Annotated in this window: 18 protein-coding genes and 1 tRNA gene; 11 read left to right on the forward strand and 8 right to left on the reverse strand. The window is 63.6% G+C overall.

Going from position 1 to position 18,104, the window contains the following annotated elements:
- Positions 1–58: 58 nt before the first annotated feature.
- A complete protein-coding gene (locus MB818_RS13965) occupies positions 59–373 on the reverse strand; it encodes a DUF2849 domain-containing protein (RefSeq protein WP_234166194.1) in 315 nt (104 codons plus the stop codon).
- Positions 373–1,149 (reverse strand): uroporphyrinogen-III C-methyltransferase, encoded by a 777-nt coding sequence (cobA, locus tag MB818_RS13970; RefSeq protein WP_234136227.1) that lies wholly within the window; start codon positions 1,147–1,149, stop codon positions 373–375. The genes MB818_RS13965 and cobA overlap by 1 nt, the downstream gene beginning before the upstream one ends.
- Positions 1,150–1,289: 140 nt before the next feature.
- On the opposite strand from cobA, the gene MB818_RS13975 reads away from it, so the two are divergent.
- The 6 genes from MB818_RS13975 (at position 1,290) to MB818_RS14000 (ending at position 8,237) form a co-directional block, all read left to right on the forward strand.
- Positions 1,290–1,751: an Lrp/AsnC family transcriptional regulator gene (locus MB818_RS13975; RefSeq protein WP_234136228.1), complete on the forward strand. Its 462-nt coding sequence runs from the start codon at positions 1,290–1,292 to the stop codon at positions 1,749–1,751.
- 53 nt (positions 1,752–1,804) lie between these two features.
- The gene (locus MB818_RS13980) at positions 1,805–3,541 is read left to right on the forward strand and encodes a sensor histidine kinase (RefSeq protein ID WP_234145393.1); all 1,737 of its coding nucleotides are present in this window, start codon (positions 1,805–1,807) and stop codon (positions 3,539–3,541) included.
- Positions 3,538–4,767, forward strand: coding sequence for a sigma-54-dependent transcriptional regulator (locus MB818_RS13985; protein WP_238905468.1), 1,230 nt, complete (start codon positions 3,538–3,540; stop codon positions 4,765–4,767). Before MB818_RS13980 ends, MB818_RS13985 begins: the two co-directional genes overlap by 4 nt.
- Before the next feature lie 327 nt (positions 4,768–5,094).
- Complete coding sequence (locus tag MB818_RS13990; protein WP_234136231.1) at positions 5,095–6,096, forward strand: DctP family TRAP transporter solute-binding subunit; 1,002 nt, start codon at positions 5,095–5,097, stop codon at positions 6,094–6,096.
- 72 nt (positions 6,097–6,168) lie between these two features.
- Positions 6,169–6,840, forward strand: a complete 672-nt coding sequence (locus tag MB818_RS13995) for a TRAP transporter small permease (protein WP_234145395.1) — start codon at positions 6,169–6,171, stop codon at positions 6,838–6,840.
- Positions 6,840–8,237, forward strand: coding sequence for a TRAP transporter large permease (locus tag MB818_RS14000; protein ID WP_234136233.1), 1,398 nt, complete (start codon positions 6,840–6,842; stop codon positions 8,235–8,237). Before MB818_RS13995 ends, MB818_RS14000 begins: the two co-directional genes overlap by 1 nt.
- 90 nt (positions 8,238–8,327) lie before the next feature.
- Here the strand turns inward: MB818_RS14000 and MB818_RS14005 are convergent, their stop codons facing one another.
- From MB818_RS14005 to MB818_RS14030, 6 genes are all read right to left on the reverse strand, one after another.
- Entirely contained in the window at positions 8,328–8,801 is a 474-nt protein-coding gene (locus MB818_RS14005) for a GNAT family N-acetyltransferase (protein WP_238905469.1), read from the reverse strand.
- Between the two features lie 43 nt (positions 8,802–8,844).
- On the reverse strand, positions 8,845–9,600 hold the full coding sequence (tpiA, locus tag MB818_RS14010; protein WP_238905471.1) for a triose-phosphate isomerase: 756 nt from the start codon (positions 9,598–9,600) through the stop codon (positions 8,845–8,847).
- A 98-nt stretch (positions 9,601–9,698) separates the two neighbouring features.
- Positions 9,699–10,061, reverse strand: coding sequence for a HesB/IscA family protein (locus tag MB818_RS14015; protein WP_234136236.1), 363 nt, complete (start codon positions 10,059–10,061; stop codon positions 9,699–9,701).
- 300 nt (positions 10,062–10,361) lie between these two features.
- Positions 10,362–10,724 carry an SUF system Fe-S cluster assembly protein gene (locus MB818_RS14020; RefSeq protein WP_234136237.1) on the reverse strand — a complete coding sequence of 121 codons (363 nt, stop codon included), beginning with the start codon at positions 10,722–10,724 and terminating at the stop codon, positions 10,362–10,364.
- A gap of 143 nt (positions 10,725–10,867) precedes the next feature.
- Positions 10,868–11,140, reverse strand: coding sequence for an NfeD family protein (locus MB818_RS14025; RefSeq protein ID WP_234136238.1), 273 nt, complete (start codon positions 11,138–11,140; stop codon positions 10,868–10,870).
- Positions 11,137–12,030 (reverse strand): SPFH domain-containing protein, encoded by an 894-nt coding sequence (locus MB818_RS14030; RefSeq protein ID WP_234136239.1) that lies wholly within the window; start codon positions 12,028–12,030, stop codon positions 11,137–11,139. The genes MB818_RS14025 and MB818_RS14030 overlap by 4 nt, the downstream gene beginning before the upstream one ends.
- A gap of 175 nt (positions 12,031–12,205) precedes the next feature.
- Between MB818_RS14030 and tgt the strand changes: the two genes are divergently transcribed.
- The 5 genes from tgt (at position 12,206) to MB818_RS14055 (ending at position 18,099) form a co-directional block, all read left to right on the forward strand.
- Positions 12,206–13,336 carry a tRNA guanosine(34) transglycosylase Tgt gene (gene tgt / locus MB818_RS14035; protein ID WP_234215938.1) on the forward strand — a complete coding sequence of 377 codons (1,131 nt, stop codon included), beginning with the start codon at positions 12,206–12,208 and terminating at the stop codon, positions 13,334–13,336.
- Positions 13,337–13,611: 275 nt separating this feature from the next.
- Positions 13,612–14,688 (forward strand): alkene reductase, encoded by a 1,077-nt coding sequence (locus tag MB818_RS14040; RefSeq protein WP_238905473.1) that lies wholly within the window; start codon positions 13,612–13,614, stop codon positions 14,686–14,688.
- Between the two features lie 258 nt (positions 14,689–14,946).
- Positions 14,947–17,361, forward strand: a complete 2,415-nt coding sequence (lon, locus tag MB818_RS14045; RefSeq protein ID WP_238905475.1) for an endopeptidase La — start codon at positions 14,947–14,949, stop codon at positions 17,359–17,361.
- 146 nt (positions 17,362–17,507) lie between these two features.
- Positions 17,508–18,005: an HU family DNA-binding protein gene (locus MB818_RS14050; RefSeq protein ID WP_238905477.1), complete on the forward strand. Its 498-nt coding sequence runs from the start codon at positions 17,508–17,510 to the stop codon at positions 18,003–18,005.
- A 19-nt stretch (positions 18,006–18,024) separates the two neighbouring features.
- Positions 18,025–18,099 (forward strand) — tRNA-Val (locus MB818_RS14055).
- The last annotated feature ends 5 nt before the right edge of the window (positions 18,100–18,104 follow it).

Here is an 18,104-nt window from a genome sequence, read left to right on the forward strand (position 1 = left end):
GCTGTCCTTGGGTGCAGCCCCGGAGCCGGGGCCTTTTGAGGGGGGAAGGGCCTGTGGCTCAGGCCCGGGGCTGCGGAGAGGTTTCCTGCTTGCCATGGGCATAGTTGGACGGGCCGGTCCGGCGGAAATCCTCTCGAAAATGGACCGGCTCGGGGCCGTTCGGGCCGGGGCGGGCATCGGCCAGATAGGCGCCCACGACGCGGGCGGCCTGGCGTGAGGCGTCCAGCAACCGCAGCTGCGCATGCGCCTCATCGGTGATCAGCTCGGCCTCGGACAGCTCGCGCGACCAGCGGTCGTCGGCGGTCTGATAGATCACGTCGCCGTCGAGCAGGTCATTGGCGGTGACAATCTTGGGGGTGAATGCGCGGGCCATCAGGCAAGCTCCTTGTTGATCGTGCTGAGGGCGGCCGCCGCATCTCGCGGGGCCAGGCCCAGAAAGGTGAGGGCGGGGCCGTCCATCTCGGCGGCGGCCAGATCGGCGGGCAGTCGGTCGAGCGTGGTGGCCAGCACCCGCTGCTCCGGGCGCGAGGCGTTTTCCACCAGCGTCACCGGGGTGGCGCGGTCGGCGCCATGCATGATCAGCCGCCCCTGAACAAAGCGGGCCGATTTCTTGCCCATGTAGATCGCGGCCACCGCACCGGGACGGGCCAGCGCCGTCCAGTCGTGATCGGCAAAGCCCTGCATGTCATGTCCGGTCAGAAAGCGCACCGCGCTGTTGCGCCCGCGCCGGGTCAGGCTCTGGCCGATGCCCGCCACCGCCGCCGAGGCGGCGGTGATGCCCGGCACGATGCGCCAGTTGATCCCTGCGGCCGAGACCGCGTCGATCTCTTCATCCAAGCGCCCGAACACGGTCGGATCGCCCGATTTCAGCCGCACCACCCGGGCGCCGCGGCGGGCATGGTCCACCAGCAGCGCGTCGATATCGCCCTGTTTCCAAGAGGGGCCAAACCCGGCCTTGCCCACGTCGACCAATTCGGCGCGTTCACCCGCCAGCGCCAGCACCGCGTCGCTGATCAGCCGGTCATGCAGCACCACATCCGCCGCCGCAAACGCCTTGAGTGCGGCAACCGTTAGCAGATCGGGATCGCCGGGGCCTGCGCCGACGAAATCGACATGTCCGGGTCCCGGGTATATGCGCGGGGCTGTCATGCGGCTTGTCTCCTGTTTGACTTGCCTCTCAATATAGGAAATATTCCCGCTCAAGCTCCATATGCTGCGCCAAATAAGGACATTCGTTCCATCTTGGTGGCGGCAAAGGACGCGGGTTCGGATTTTGAGGAAAAAGCAGAATGTCAGTGCGCATTGACGAAACGGACCGGAAAATTCTGGTCGAGCTGCAACGCGATGCCAGCCAGTCGCTGGACGAGATCGCCAGCCGAGTGGGCAGTTCCAAGACCCCGGTCTGGAATCGGATACGCAAGCTCAAGGGGGCGGGCGTGATCGGTCAGCAGACGGTGATCCTCGACCCCGAGGCGCTGGGGTTCGAGGCCTGCTTCTTTGTCCTCATCCGCACCTCTGAACACGAGGCGGACTGGCAGAAACAGTTCCTCAAGGCGCTTCAGGATCGCCCCGAGGTGCAGGAGGCGCACCGGCTGGCGGGCGATATCGACTATATCCTCAAGGTCCGGGTCAAGAATGCCCGCGCCTATGATGCCTTCTATCAGGCGCTGATCTCCGAGGTGCGGGTGCATAATGTGACCGCGCTGTTGTCGATGGAAGAGATCAAATCGACCACCGTCCTGCCGCTGTGACAGGGCGCGTTGCCCTCTTGCCTTGGCCGGGCTTGGGTGCAAGACCCTATGATATGCGGCGTTGGTGGGTCATCTCGGGCTTTCTGGCGGCGGTGGCTGTTCTGGCCACCGGCGTCTGGAGCTATGGCTATCGTCAGGCATTGGGACAGCTTGCGCAGCGGGCCGAGGCAGATCTTGAACTGGCGAGCGACCGGTTGACCGCGCAATTGCAGCGTTACCAGGAAACCGCCGTTCTGCTGGCGGATCATCCGGCTCTGGGTAATCTGGGCGCCGAGACGGGGCGCCAGCAGGCACAGTCGCTGTTTCTTGATGTGGCAGACAAGACCTCGGCGCTGGAAATCCTCTATGCCGATACCCGAGGTCGCGTACTGGCATCTGCGCGCGGAACGCTGTTCAGCGACATATCCGAGACCGGGTATTTCCGGCGCGCGCTGCATGGCGCGCTTGGTAGCGCGCATGGCGTTCAGCACCCGCTGGATCTGCGCGCGATATATTATGCTGCTCCCGCGTTCGGCACTGATGGAAAGGTGCGCGGCGCCCTGGTCGTTGCCGTGGATATCGCGCATCTGGAATGGGATTGGCGCGGCAACACTCCGGCGGTCTTCTTCACCGATGTCTCGGGCCAGGTCTTCATCTCGAACCGCAGCGAGTTGCTTTGGTGGCGGCGGCCTGCCGGTCAGCCCGGCCTGGTACCGGCAAAGGGGCCGTCCTTGCCTTTTTCGGCACATCGGGTGGGGGGATACGAGATCTGGCAGCTCGACTGGGGGCCATACCTGCCCGCGCGGGCACTTCACATGACGCGGCCGCTGCCGGTGATCGGCATGACCGGCGAGGTGCTGGTCGACGTGGCGCCCGCCCGTCGTATCGCGGGGTTACAGGCTGCGGCGGTGGCCGCGATCTGCCTGGCCTTCGGTGCCATGCTCTATCTGGCGACAGAACGCCGTCGTACCCTGGCTGACGCCAACAAGGTGCTGGAAAGCCGGGTGGCCCAGCGCACACGGGCCCTGACCGCCGCCAACAGCGCGCTGCGCCGCGAGGTGGCCGAACGGCAAGAGGCCGAGGCAGCGCTGAAGCGTGCCCAGGCCGAACTGGTGCAGGCGGGCAAGTTGAGCGCGCTGGGCCAGATGTCGGCGGGCATCAGCCACGAATTGAACCAGCCGCTGATGGCGATCCGGCAATTCGCCGATAACGGCACCGCCTTTCTGGCGCGGGGCAATACTGGCAAGGCGACCGAGAATCTTGGTCGTATCTCGGACATGGCGGCGCGGATGGCGCGGATCATCAAGAATCTGCGCGCCTTTGCCCGTAACGAGAGCGAGCCGGTGAGCCGTGTGGATCTGGTGCAGGTGATCGAGGCTGCGGTGGAACTGACCGAAGCGCGGCTGCGCGAACACGCCGTGACACTTGACTGGAACCCGGGCACCGTCGGCCCGGTGCTGGCGCGCGGCGGCGAGGTGCGGTTGACCCAGGTCTTTGTCAACCTGATCAACAATGCGGTCGACGCGATGATGGATCAGGAGACGCGTCATATCCGCATCGCGATCGAAACCGGTCCCCGCTTGCTGGTGCGGGTGCAGGATTGCGGTCCGGGGCTGAAGGAACCTGAAAAGGTGTTCGAACCCTTCTATTCCACCAAGGCGGTCGGCAGTTCCGAGGGTATGGGGCTGGGCCTGTCGATCTCCTACGGGCTGGTGCAGAGCTTTGGCGGCAATATCCGGGGCAGCAACACCCGCGGCGGCGCCGAATTCACGGTCGAGCTTGACCCCTGGCAAGAGGAGGCGGCGGCATGATCGACAAGGTCCTGCTGGTCGATGACGACGCGGCGGTGCGCGAGGCGCTGGGGCAGACGCTGGAACTGGCTGATTACGCGGTGCAGACGGCGGGGTCCTTCGTGGCGGCCAAGGATCACATCACCGCCGGATTCCGGGGGGTGATCGTGTCCGATATCCGCATGCCGGGGCGCGACGGGTTCCACCTTCTGTCCTTTGCGCAGGACGTCGACCCGGACTTGCCGGTGATCCTGCTGACCGGCGAGGGGGACATACCGATGGCGGTGCGTGCCATGGGGGATGGCGCCTTTGATTTTCTCGAAAAACCCTGTGCTGCGGCCGATCTGCTGGCAGTGATTGCCCGCGCCATGGCGGCACGGGCGCAGGTGCTGGAGACCCGGGCGCTGAAACGTCAGCTTGACCGGGGCGATCCGGCGGCGCGGATGCTCTTTGGCAGCTCGGCCCGGGCCGAGGCGCTGCGCGAGCGGGTGCGCGGCGTCGCCCCAACCGGTGCCGAGGTGCTGGTGACCGGTCCCGCGGGCAGCGGCATTTCCAAGGTGGCCGAGGTGATCCACCTGATGTCGCCGCGCGCGCAGGGCAGTTTCGTCAAACGCGCCGCCGCTGGGCTGGATGTGGCCGAGCTGTCCCGGCTCTGCACCGAGACCGGGCAAGGCTCGCTGTTCCTGGATGAGGTTTCGGCCCTGTCGCAGGCGGCGCAATATGCCCTCGTGGAGGAGATGGAGCAGCCAGGTGGTGCGCGGTTGCTGGCGGGCAGTACCGCGGATCTGGCCGCGCTGGTGGAAAAGGGCAGCTTCAGCGCCGAACTCTTCTACCGGCTGGAGGGGATGCAGGTGCGGATCCCGGCATTGGCCGAGCGGCCCGAGGATATCCCGGTGATCTTTCGCCATTACGTCATGCAGGCGGCGGAGCAGGCGGGTATCGCGCCACCCGCCGTCTCGCCGGACCACCTCGCGGCTCTTATGGCGCAGGACTGGCCGGGCAATGCGCGCTCGTTGATGTCGGCAGCGATGCGATTTGTGCTGGGCATGCCCGAAGAGGTGAGCGAGGCCACGGAACTGGGTTTGGCCGAACAGATGGCAAGGGTGGAACGCACCCTCTTGATCGCGGCGCTTGGGCGGCACAACGGCCGCGCCGCCGAGGCGGCGCAGGCGCTGAAACTGCCGCGCAAGACCTTCTACGACAAGCTGGCCCGCTACGGCATCAAGCCCGAGGCCTATCGTCGCTAGCGTTACGGCCGCGGCGGGCGCCAAGAAAATTCGACGAATTTTCTTGGCCGGCGCTTCAGGCGAGCGGCAGCGCGCGATTCGCAGAGTTGTGCGGGAATCCGCACATGGGCGAAATCGGCTGTGCGGAAACTCGCACAGCAGAGGCGGCCTGCCGGTGATTGGCGAATCGGTGCTTCTCTTAAAGTGCTGAAAATATAGACTAAAACTCTATCCTCTCAGGGCGCCGTCAGAACCGTTGAGTGGCGTCAGGCGATTCGCTTCACTGCCTGCATGTGGCGCCTCTGGCGTCCGAGGAACATGTGACAGACTTTTGGGAGGACAAAAGACATGAAATTCCTGACAACCGCCGCAACCGCGCTGGCCCTGACTGTGACCGCCGGTGCCGCCATGGCCGCCTGCGACGACGGCGAGATCGTGGTCAAATTTGCCCACGTGACCAATACCGACAAGCACCCCAAGGGGATCGCCGCCTCGCTTCTGGCCGAGCGCGTCAATGCCGAGATGAACGGCACCATGTGCATGGAGGTCTATCCGAACTCGACCCTCTACAATGATGACAAGGTGCTCGAGGCGATGTTGCAGGGCGATGTGCAGCTGGCTGCGCCCTCGCTGTCGAAATTCGAGAAGTTCACCAAGAAGTTCCGCCTCTTCGATCTGCCCTTCATGTTCAAGAACGTGGATGCGGTGGACGCGTTCCAGACCTCGGATGCCGGTCAGGCCCTGCTCGACAGCATGCAGAAGCGTGGCCTTCAGGGCCTTGCCTATTGGCATAACGGCATGAAGCAGATGTCGGCGAGCAAGCCGCTTCTGGTGCCGTCGGATGCCAATGGGCTGAAATTCCGCGTTCAGTCCTCGGACGTGCTGGTCGCACAGATGGAAGCGATGGGCGCAAGCCCGCAGAAAATGGCCTTCTCCGAAGTCTATGGCGCGTTGCAGCAGGGCGTTGTCGACGGGCAGGAGAACACCTGGTCGAACATCTACGGCCAGAAGTTCTTTGAGGTACAGGACGGCACCACCGAGACCAACCACGGCATCATCGACTATCTGGTGGTGACCTCGGTCGACTGGCTGGACAGCCTGGATGCGGGCGTGCGCGACCAGTTCCTGACCATCCTCAAGGAAGTGACCGATGCCCGCAACGCGGAATCGACCAAGGTCAACAACGAAGCCCGCAACGCGATCCTCGCCGCCGGTGGCGTGGTGCGCGAGCTGAGCGCCGAGCAGCGCCAGGAATGGGTCGATACCATGAAGCCCGTCTGGGACAAGTTCGTGGACGACGTGGGCCAGGATGCGATCGACGCGGCCCAATCCATCAACGCCTCGATGTAATCCAGGCACAGCCTGACGGGGCGCGGGCAGGACTGTCCGCGCCCTTTTTCATAAAAACAAGGGACGAGGGACATGCATCCGCACAAGAGCGAAAGCTGGGTGGATCGCATTGAAGAGACGATCATTGCCGTGCTGCTGGGCTTCATGACAGTGATCACCTTTGCCAATGTGGTCGCACGCTACGTGTTCAATCACAATATTCTCTGGGCGCTCGAACTGACGGTGTTCATGTTCGGCTGGCTGGTGCTGCTGGGCGCGAGCTATGCCGTCAAGAAGAACGCCCATCTGGGGGTCGACGCGGTCATCAACATGCTGTCGCCCAAGGGCCGCCATGTATTGGCGATGATATCGGTCACTATCTGCATCCTGTTCACGTTGCTGCTGCTCAAGGGCGCGTGGGACTACTGGTCGAACTTCGCCAATCTGCCGCAGACCACCGGGCGCGTGTTTCCGACCGGCTTCGAGGACAAGTTCCGCCCCAAGGGCTGGTACGAGACCAACGATATCCCGCATCCGGCGATCCTGGGCTGGATGGAGACCGTGTTCAACGAGGGCGACGAATACGAGAAACTGCCGCGGCTGGTGCCCTATCTGGTGCTGCCGCTCAGCATGGGCCTGCTGCTGTGGCGGTTCCTGCAAGTGGCCCGCAGCATCTGGACCGGTGGCCAGGACCGCATGATCGCCAGCCACGAGGCCGAGGACGAACTGGAAGAAGTTCGCGAGCAACTGGGGAAGGATGACTGATGGACGTGGTGCTTCTCTTTGTGATGGTGGTGGGGTTCCTGCTGATCGGGGTGCCCATCGCCGTTGCGCTCGGTTTCAGCTCGGTCCTGTTCCTGCTGATCTTCTCGGACAGTTCGCTCGCCTCGGTGGCGCAGACGCTGTTCCAGGCTTTCGAGGGACATTTCACCCTGCTTGCGATCCCCTTCTTCATCCTCGCTTCGTCCTTCATGACCACGGGCGGGGTGGCACAGCGGATCATCCGGTTTGCCATCGCCTGTGTCGGCCACCTGCGCGGCGGTCTGGCGATCTCGGGCGTGTTTGCCTGCATGATGTTCGCGGCTCTGTCCGGGTCGTCCCCGGCGACGGTGGTGGCGATCGGGTCCATCGTCATCGCGGCGATGAAACAAGCGGGCTATACGAAGGAATTCGCCGCCGGTGTGATCTGTAACGCGGGCACGCTGGGTATCCTGATCCCGCCTTCGATCGTGATGGTGGTCTATGCCGCCTCGGTCGAGGTCTCGGTGGGCCGGATGTTCCTGGCTGGCGTCATTCCGGGCATTCTGGCCGGTGTCATGCTGATGGTGGCGATCTATGTCATGGCGACGGTCAAGGGCATGCCCAAGGGCGACTGGGCCGGCTGGGGCGAGATCGGCGACAGTTTTCGAGACGCTTTGTGGGGGTTGATGCTGATCGTGGTGATCATGGTCGGTATCTACGGTATCCCCGGCATCACCAGCGCCATCTTCACGCCGACCGAGGCGGCGGCAGTGGCTTCGGTCTATGCCTTCCTGGTGGCCTCCTTCGTCTATCGCGACATGGGACCGCTGGCGGCCGAGCATAATGGCGGCGTGCGCAAGAGCCTGCTGACCCGGCCGCTGGCACTGGTGGGGGCGTTCTTTCACAAGGACACCCGCAACACCCTGTTCGAGGCGGGCAAGCTGACCGTGACGCTGATGTTCGTGATCGCGAACGCGCTGATCCTGAAGCATGTTCTGACCGACGAGCAGGTGCCCCAACATGTGGCCAACGCGATGCTGTCGGCGGGTCTGGGCCCGATCACCTTCCTGATCGTGGTCAACGTGATCCTGCTGATCGGCGGCCAGTTCATGGAGCCCTCGGGCCTGCTGGTCATCGTGGCGCCGCTGGTGTTCCCGATCGCGATCGAGCTTGGGATCGACCCGATCCATCTGGGCATCATCATGGTGGTGAACATGGAAATCGGGATGATCACGCCGCCCGTGGGTCTGAACCTCTTCGTGACCTCGGGTGTGGCGGGGATGCCGATGATGAGCGTTGTGCGCGCGGCGCTTCCCTTCCTGGCCGTGCTCTTCGTCTTCCTGATCCTGGTCACCTATGTGCCCTGGCTGTCGACGGTGCTGCCCAACGCGCTGATGGGGCCAGAGATCATCATCAAGTAACGGATGCGGTTCCAATCGAGAAACCATGCCGGGCAGGGAAACTTGCCCGGCATTTTTGTTTTCGGACCTCTGCCTGTGCGGTTCGTCGCCTCAGCCCTCGGGGCGTGGCGCTACGCGCCGCTTCTGGAACCCGGTCTTGGACTGTTCGAAACCCGCGTCAAGATAGAAGCGCAGCACCTTGGCCTGGCGTGAACCGGTCATCAGCATGAGCTTGTAGCAGCCCGCCTCCCACGCCGCCGCCGTGGCATGGTCCAGCAGTGCCTTGCCGAATCCACGCTTTCTGAAATCGCCATGGGTCACCACATTCTCGATCAGCCCATAGGGGCTGCCGCCCCGCGTCAGGTTGGGAATGACGATCAGGGTGCAGGAGGCGACCAGAGTATCCGCGACCTCGCCCACGAAGATGGCGCTGCCATCGTAGCAGTTCAGTCGCGTCAGGATGTCCCGCGCCGCATCTGGCGCGGGCGGCGGCGCATCCTCGGGGTTGAGGTGCCGGTAGAGGTCGAACAATTGCGGCAGGTCGTCGGGCGATGCCTGCCGCACCGCGAGCGTTGGTGAGGTCATGCGGCCATGATCCCGAAGCAGCCCGCCGGGGGCAAGCTGTATATCAGCCCGCCGCCTGTTCCAGCGCGGTGACGATGGGCGAGAAATCGGCAGCACTCAGGCTGGCGCCACCGACCAGCGCGCCATCCACGTTCGAAACGGCAAAGATCTCGGCCGCGTTGCCCGGCTTGACCGAACCGCCATAGAGCAGGCGGATCGCCTCGGCGGTTTCCGAGCCGAACCGCCCAATCAGCTGCTGGCGCAGCGTGTCGTGCACCTCGGCAATCTGCTCCAGCGTCGGCACCAGCCCGGTGCCGATGGCCCAGACCGGCTCATAGGCGATCACCACCCGGCTGCCGTCGATCCCGTCGGGCACTGACCCGGCCAGTTGCGCGCAGACCACGTCGAGCGTCTGGCCCGCCTCACGCTGGGCCAGCGTCTCGCCGATGCAGATGATGGCGATCAGCCCGGCATCAAGCGCCGCGCGCGCCTTGTCGCAGACCTGAGCGTCGGTCTCGCCATGATCGGCGCGGCGTTCGGAATGGCCGAGGATGACGGCGCTGGCACCGGCATCGGCCAGCATCGACGCGCTGATGTCACCGGTATGGGCGCCTGCATTGGCGGCGTGGCAATCCTGGCCCCCGATCCGCACCCGGCTGCCACTGACGGCCTGAGCGGCACGGTAGAGCAGCGTGGCGGGCGGGCAGATCAGCAGATCGACAGTGGCAGCGGGATGCGCTCCGGCAATCGCCTCCAGCGCTGTCAGCGCTTCGCCGGTGCCGTTCATCTTCCAGTTTCCTGCCGCCAGTTTGCGCCGCATCGCTCTCTCCCGAAATAGCCGTCCAGAATGTCATCGGGTTCCGATAGCATCGGGGGAGGGGCGTGACAATCGCGGGTGGTGGGCGAGAGGGCCGGGGGTCAGCGGTTGGAAAGGCTTTCGTCGAACTTGATCGACTCCCCGCAACCGCAGGCATCGACCACGTTGGGGTTCTTGAACTTGAACCCGGATTCCAGCAGCGAGACCTCGTAGTCGATCTCGGTGCCGAACAGGAACATCTGTGCCATGGGCGCGATCAGGATGCGGGCACCGTCCTGTTCGACCACCTCGTCATGCGGGTCTGCCTGATCCACATAATCCATGGTGTATTCCATCCCGGCACATCCGCCTTTCTTGACGCCGATGCGCAGCCCGGTATGGCCGCCCTTGTCCATCAGGCGGGCGATCTGGGTCGCCGCCCGGGGGGTCATGGTCACCGCCTGCTTGCCGGGTATACCGAACATGAAAGTCTCCATTGTCGCGCGTTGCCCTTAATCTAGGGCGCTTGGGGGCTTGGCTCAAGTGTGGCTGAAAGAAAGCGGGCCGCCCTCGGGCAAGAGCGGCCCCATCTTTGCGGGCCCTGCCCGGCGAAGGCGCGGGACCCAGGGCCGGTGGTAACGCCTTGTCCGGGTGGGGGTTAAGCCCCGGTACCAACTGCGGCAAGTCTGGCCGCGATCTGTAACGAAAGGATCAAGGCTGGGTGACGATCTTGTAAATGTTCTGCGACAAGGGCGGTTTTTCGACGAGAACTGCCCCTGTGCCGCTCACATGAAACCCAGTTCCAGCCGCGCCTCGTCGGACATCATCTCCATGCCCCAGGGCGGGTCCCAGGTCATTTCGACCTCGACCGATTTGACACCGGGCACGCTTTCGACCGCCGCTGCGACCCAGCCGGGCATTTCGCCAGCCACCGGGCAGCCGGGCGCGGTCAGGGTCATGATCACCCGGACCTCGTTCTCGCCCGAGATCTCGACGGTATAGATCAGGCCCAACTCGAAGATATTGACCGGTATTTCGGGGTCATAGACCGTGCGGCAGGCCTCGACCACCGGCTCGTACAGGTCGTGGTCGACGGAAGAGGGCGCAATCAGCGGCGCGCCTTCCATGGGTTCTGTCGCGTGGGTCATCGGGTCCTCGGCTTGTTTCCTGAGCGATTATATAGGGAATGGGGTCGGGGGCGTCCAGAGGCAGGACACCCCTTGTTGCTGGGCGGGGGACGGAAAAATTGAATTTTTCCGGCCTGTTTTCCGTGCCGGAAAACAGAACCGCCTCAGCCGTTGATGTCATCCTTGAAGGTTTTCACCTGGCCTGAGGGCAGGGAAAACCTGTGCCTGAGCAACAGCCATGCGGCCAGCGACAGCGCGGCGAAGATCAACAACAACAGTGGCAGCGACGGCGTCACAATAAGCAGCAGCAGCCCGGTCACTGCCGCGCCGATGGCGAAGCCCAGAAAGATGAAACCTGGCAGCAGCATCTCGACGACGCCCAGAACCAGCGCAGCGGCAAGCCAGAGCCACCAGACGGACCAGAGCGCGTCAATCATCCCTTGCCCCCTTTCAGCAGCTTGAAGGCGTCGCCAAAGGCTTCGAGCGCATTTGCGGGCAAAACGATGGTCTGTTTGCCGGCACCATTCCCAAGCGCGTTCAGCGCCTCGACCTGTTTCAGCGCCACCTGGTATTGCGCGGCCTCCAGTCCGTGCGCCGCGATGGCGCGCGCCACGACTTCGGTTGCATAGGCCTCGGCCTCGGCCTCGATGCGGCGGGCCTTGGCGGTCTGTTCGGCGGCATAAAGCTCGGCGTCGGCGTTAAGTTCGACCGCGCGCTTGGCGCCTTCGGCCTTGGTCACCTGGGCGCGGCGTTCGCGTTCGGCGTTGAGCTGCTGCAGCATGGCGTCGCGGGTGGCCTGATCCAGGTTCACATCCAGGATCTCGGCCCGTGTGACCTCGATCCCCCAGTCGTCCACCGCGTCCTCGACCGAGGCCTTTATGGTGGAAATCAGCTGTGCCCGGTTCGATTGCACCTCGTCCAGGTCCATCTTGCCGATCTCGGCTCGCACGATCCCGGCCACGGTGGTGGAAATTGCGCCGTCGACATCGCGGATGCGATAGACGGTCTTTTCCGGCTCGGTGATCCGGTAGAACACCGATGTGTCGACCTGAACCAGCACGTTGTCCTTGGTGATCGCGTCCTGGCTGGCGGTGGGGAGCTGGCGTTCGAGGATCGAGATCTTGTGGCGGACAACATCGAGGAAGGGCACGATGAAGTTGATGCCCGGCCCCAGCACCGCATGCAGCCGTCCGAAGCGTTCGACCACGTATTTCTCGGATTGCGGCACGATGCGGATGCCCTTGAGAATGACCACGACGATAAAGATCGCAGCGGCGAGAAAGACGATGTTCTGGCTGAAAAGGCCGATGATCTGGTCCTCAGTCATGCTGTATCCCTGAATATTGTGTACTATGGTATACATATGGGGCGGGTGTTGCCGCCATTCAATACAGGTATGGGCTGTATCGCCCGCCGTGCAAAGGGGAAAGCGGGCGGGCCGCTTGCATTGCCGGCGCGCTTGGGGCAAAGCCTGCCCGGTTGACCCGAGCCGCGAGGATGAGATGAGCGAGCGTTTCTCTTTTGACCTGCATGCCACCGACGGCAAGGCCCGTACCGGCGTGATCCAGACGCCGCGGGGCGAGGTGCGCACGCCGGCCTTCATGCCGGTGGGGACGGCGGCGACGGTCAAGGCGATGATGCCCGAAAGCGTGCGCGCGACCGGGGCCGATATCCTGTTGGGCAATACCTATCACCTGATGCTGCGGCCCACGGCCGAGCGGATCGACCGGCTGGGGGGGCTGCACAGGTTCATGAACTGGGAGCGGCCGATCCTGACCGACAGCGGCGGGTTCCAGGTCATGTCGCTGGCGGGGCTCAGAAAGCTGACTGAGAAAGGCGTGACGTTCAAATCCCATATCGACGGGTCCAAGCACGAGCTGACCCCGGAACGGTCGATGGAGATCCAGCGGCTTTTGGGCAGCGACATCGTGATGTGTTTCGACGAATGCCCGGCGTTGCCGGCCGACCGCGACAGGATCGCCGAGTCGATGCGGCTTTCGATGCGGTGGGCCGAACGTTCGCGCACGGCGTTTGGTGACCGGCCGGGGCATGCGCTCTTTGGCATCATGCAGGGTGGGCTGGAGCAGGATCTGCGCGAGGAGAGCGCCGAGTCGCTCAAGGCCATAGGGTTCGAGGGCTATGCGGTGGGCGGCCTCGCTGTGGGCGAGGGGCAGGCGGCGATGTTCGGTTGCCTCGACTACGCGCCCGGTTTCCTGCCCGAGGACAAGCCGCGTTACCTGATGGGGGTGGGCAAACCCGACGATATCGTCGGCGCCGTCAAGCGCGGCATCGACATGATGGATTGCGTATTGCCTTCGCGCTCGGGTCGTACCGGGCAGGTGTTCACCCGCCACGGTGTTCTCAATATCAAGAACGCCCGCCACATGGACGACCCGCGCCCGCTGGACGAGGCCTGCACCTGTCCGGCCTGCCGCAACTATAGCCGCGCCTATCTGCATCACGTGTTCCGCAGTCAGGAAATCATCAGCTCGATGCTGCTGACCTGGCACAACCTGCACTATTATCAGGAAATCATGGCAGGGATGCGCGACGCCATCGCGGCGGGCACCTTTGCCGCCTGGGAGGCGGATTTCCACGCGGGCCGGGCTCAGGGGGATATCGAACCGCTGTGACCGCGGGCGGGTGGGTCCGATGCCATGCCCTGATGGCATGGCAGAGTTGTGAAGAAAAAGTTATCCCGCATTCTGCCGATAGGGCGGGAAGATGTTCCTGCCCTTTGCGGCTTGGAACAAAGGCGCGACGCTGACCGCAATGGGCAGATGTTCTTCTCTTTCGTCCGGAACTGCCTGAACTGTCTGCCCTTGCGGATCGGCGCCGAGGGCATAGTTGGGGCTGCACCGGCTGCGCTGGCCATCGCCGCCACCGGACGAGCACAGGAGAACCCACGATGACCGAGACACTCTTTACCCCCCACAAGGCCGGCAATATCGCGTTGAAGAACCGCATCGTGATGGCACCGCTGACGCGGAACCGGGCCGATGACACAACTGGTGTCGTGTTCGACCGGCACGCGGAATACTACGCCCAGCGCGCCAGTGCCGGGCTGCTGATCACCGAGGGCGCGCAGATCAGCGCCGAGGGCAAGGGCTATATCCAGACGCCGGGCATCCATACGCCCGAACAGGTGGCCGCCTGGCGCAAGGTGACCGATGCGGTCCATGCAAGGGGCGGCAAGATCGTGATCCAGCTCTGGCATGTTGGGCGGATCTCTCACACATCGCTGTTGCCGGGTGGTCAGGCGCCGGTTTCGGCCTCGGCGATTGCGGCCAAGGCCAAGACCTTTACCCATGCCGGGTTCGAAAACACGTCGGAGCCGCGCGCGCTGGAGGCGGATGAGATTGCCCGTGTCGTGGCCGACTATGCTCACGCCACCCGGTGCGCGCGCGAGGCCGGGTTCGACGGTGTCGAGATCCATGCCGCCAACGGCTATCTCGTCGAGCAGTTCCTCAAGGATGGCAGCAACCGGCGGCAGGATGCCTATGGCGGGTCGGTCGAGAACCGCGCCCGGTTCCTGTTCGAAGTCGTCGATGCCGTCGTGGGCGCCTGGGATGCGGGCCATGTCGGCATCCGCCTGTCGCCCTTCTCGGATGTGAACGGTATTTCTGACAGCGACCCGATCGCCACCTATACGCCGGTGATCGAACGGCTGGATACCTATGGTCTGGCCTATCTGCACATGGTCGAGGGCCAGACCGGCGGCGCGCGTGAGGGCGCGTTCGACGACCTGCGCCAGCACTGGACCGGCACCTATATGGGCAACAATGGCTATGACCGGACCAGCGCGCTGGAGCGCGTCGAAATGGGCGCGGTGGATCTGGTCGCCTTTGGCCGGCCCTACATCGCCAATCCCGACCTGGTCGCGCGGCTGACCGCCGACGCGCCGCTGAATGCAGGCGATACCGCCACCTATTACGGCGGCGGCGACGAAGGATATACCGACTATCCGGTGTTGCAGACGGCCTGATAGCCCCCGGGGCGGCGATACGGGGCCTCTGCGCGCTGGCGTAGATCGCCACGCCCGCCGTCCCGCAGAATTCCGCCACGGTGGCGGTTTTGCGCCCTTGCGGTCCAAAGTCAGTCGCGTCATTGTGCGCGAAACCAATTGACAGGTCTGGTTGAAACGGACGGGGACTCATCCCACCTTATCAACCAGAGACAGGAGATGGCCGGGGGTCGCCTAGAACAGGGGCCAGTGCCATCTTGCCAATGATAAGGATAGAGCATGCAAGAGCCTCTGAACGCCTCTTACCCCGTCCTGCCACTGCGCGACATCGTGGTGTTCCCGCACATGATCGTGCCGCTTTTCGTCGGCCGCGAGAAATCGGTGCGGGCGCTGGAAGAGGTGATGCAGGAAGACAAGCAGATCCTGCTGTCCAGCCAGGTCGACCCCGGTATCGACGATCCCGACAGCGACGGCATCTACCGCACCGGCGTGTTGGCCAATGTGCTGCAGCTGCTGAAGCTGCCCGATGGCACTGTCAAGGTGCTGGTCGAGGGGCAGGCACGGGTCAAGATCACCGGATTTTTGGAGAACGACGTCTTTTTTGAAGCGCGCGCCGAATATCTGACCGAGATCCCCGGCGACGTGACCACCACCCAAGCGCTGATCCGCACCGTGGGCGACGAATTCGAACGCTATGCCAAGGTGCGCAAGAACATTCCCGAAGAGGCGTTGGCCGCTGTCGGCGAGACCACCGAACCGGCCAAGCTGGCCGATCTGGTTGCCGGGCATTTGGGCATCGAAGTGGGCCAGAAACAGGATCTGCTGGAAACGCTCAGCGTCAGCGAGCGGCTGGAAAAGGTCTATGGCCTGATGCAGGGCGAGCTGAGCGTTCTGCAGGTCGAGAAGAAGATCAAGACCCGGGTCAAATCCCAGATGGAGAAGACCCAGCGCGAGTATTACCTCAACGAACAGATGAAGGCGATCCAGCGCGAGTTGGGCGACGGCGAAGAAGGTGCCGGCGAGATTGCCGAGCTGGAAGAGAAGATCGCCGCCACGAAACTGTCGAAAGAGGCGCGCGAAAAGGCCGAGGCCGAGCTGAAGAAGCTCAAGAACATGTCGCCCATGTCGGCCGAGGCCACGGTCGTGCGCAACTATCTCGACTGGCTGCTGTCGATCCCGTGGGGCGTCAAATCCCGCGTGAAGAAGGATCTGGGCCGCGCCGAGGGCGTGCTGGATGCCGATCACTATGGGCTGGAAAAGGTCAAGGAGCGCATCGTCGAATACCTGGCAGTGCAGCAGCGCTCGGCCAAGTTGAAGGGGCCGATCCTGTGCCTTGTCGGCCCTCCGGGTGTGGGCAAGACCTCGCTGGGCAAATCGGTCGCCCGGGCAACGGGGCGCGAGTTCATCCGCATCTCGCTGGGTGGCGTACGTGACGAGAGCGAGATCCGCGGCCACCGCCGGACCTATATCGGTTCGATGCCGGGCAAGATCATCCAGGCGCTGAAAAAGGCGAAAACCACCAATCCGCTCATCCTGCTCGACGAGATCGACAAGATGGGCCAGGATTTCCGGGGCGACCCGGCAAGCGCGATGCTCGAGGTGCTGGATCCGGAACAGAACAACACCTTCATGGATCACTATCTCGAGGTGGAATACGACCTCTCGAACGTGATGTTCCTGACCACGTCGAACAGCTACAACATGCCCGGGCCGCTGCTGGACCGGATGGAGATCATTCCGCTGGCGGGCTATACCGAGGATGAAAAGCGCGAGATCGCCAAGCGCCATCTGCTGCCCAAGCAGACCAAGAACCACGGTCTGCGGGCCAAGGAGTTCGATCTGTCCGACGCGGCGCTGACCGACATCATCCGCTATTATACCCGCGAGGCGGGCGTGCGGAATCTGGAACGCGAAGTGGCCAAGATCTGCCGTAAGGCGCTGACGAAGATCCTTAAGAAAGACACTGAAAAGGTCTCGGTAACACCCGAGAATCTGGAAGATTTCCTGGGTGTGCGCCGGTTCAGGTTCGGTCTGGCCGAGAAGGACGATCAGGTCGGTGTCGTCACCGGCCTGGCCTGGACCAGCGTTGGCGGCGACCTGTTGTCGATCGAGGCGCTGCGCCTGCCGGGCAAGGGCCGGATGAAGACCACCGGCAAGCTGGGCGAGGTGATGAAGGAGTCGATCGACGCGGCGGCGTCCTATGTACGCTCGATCGCGCCTTCCATCGGTGTAAAACCGCCGCGGCTGGATCGCTGGGATATCCACGTGCACGTCCCCGAAGGCGCCACGCCCAAGGACGGCCCCAGCGCCGGTATCGCCATGGTCACCTCGATCGTGTCGGTGCTGACCCAGACGCCTGTCCGCAAGGACATCGCCATGACCGGCGAGGTCACCCTGCGCGGCAATGTGCTGGCCATCGGCGGGCTGAAGGAGAAGCTGCTCGCCGCCCTGCGCGGCGGCGTCAAGACCGTGCTGATCCCTGCCGAGAACGAAAAGGACCTGCGCGAGATACCCGACAACGTGAAGGAGGGGCTGACGATCATCCCCGTCGCTCATGTGTCCGAGGTGCTGAAACACGCGCTTGTTCGCCAACCCGAAGCGATTGAATGGGACGAGGCCGCCGAGGAAGAGGCCGCCGCCGCCAAATCGGCGCTGCCGGGCGGCGAGGATGGGGCTTCGGCCACCGCGCACTGAACGGTGCAGAAATCAACGGCAAAGGCGGGCCCAAGGCCCGCCTTTGTTGTAGGCGGACACCTGTTTTCAACTATTTTTTGTGCGAATGTAGCCAGATCGGAAACAAATCGCTAAGCTTCCGAAAACAAGATAACGGGGCACTTTAAATGGCGAGACGCAGTACACGGACGGCAACCAACACGGCCACGGCCAAGACCACGACTCGCCGCAGCACACGCGCCACCAGCGCATCCAAAGCCGCCGCCCTGGCAGAGGCCAAGCCGGCAGAGGCAAAAGCGGCGCCCGCCGACATCGCCGAAGTGCTGGACACGCCCTTGCCTGAGGTCGTGCGTAGTCAAGACGACGACGACCAGGATAGCGGAAACGAGTTGCGCAAGCGCGAGCTGATCGATCTGGTCGTCGCCCGGTCCGACGTTAAGAAGAAATATGTCAAGCCAGCCGTCGAGGCGATGCTGGCGATCATGGGCGAGGCGATTTCGGAAGAACGCGATCTGAACCTCCAGCCGCTTGGCAAGCTCAAGGTGAACCGCTCGACCGACAAGGGCAACGGGCAGGTGATCATCTGCAAATTGCGCCGCAGCACCCAGGCAGAGGAAGAAGTGGAAAAACTTGATGCGGACCCTCTTGCAGAGGTCGCCGAGTAACGCTAAAAGCCTGCCTCACGGGTGATTAGCTCAGTGGTAGAGCGCTTCGTTCACATCGAAGATGTCAGGAGTTCAAATCTCTTATCACCCACCAGATTT

Origin of the sequence: Ruegeria alba, assembly GCF_022321465.1 — a bacterium.
GTDB classification, from domain to species: domain Bacteria; phylum Pseudomonadota; class Alphaproteobacteria; order Rhodobacterales; family Rhodobacteraceae; genus Ruegeria_B; species Ruegeria_B alba.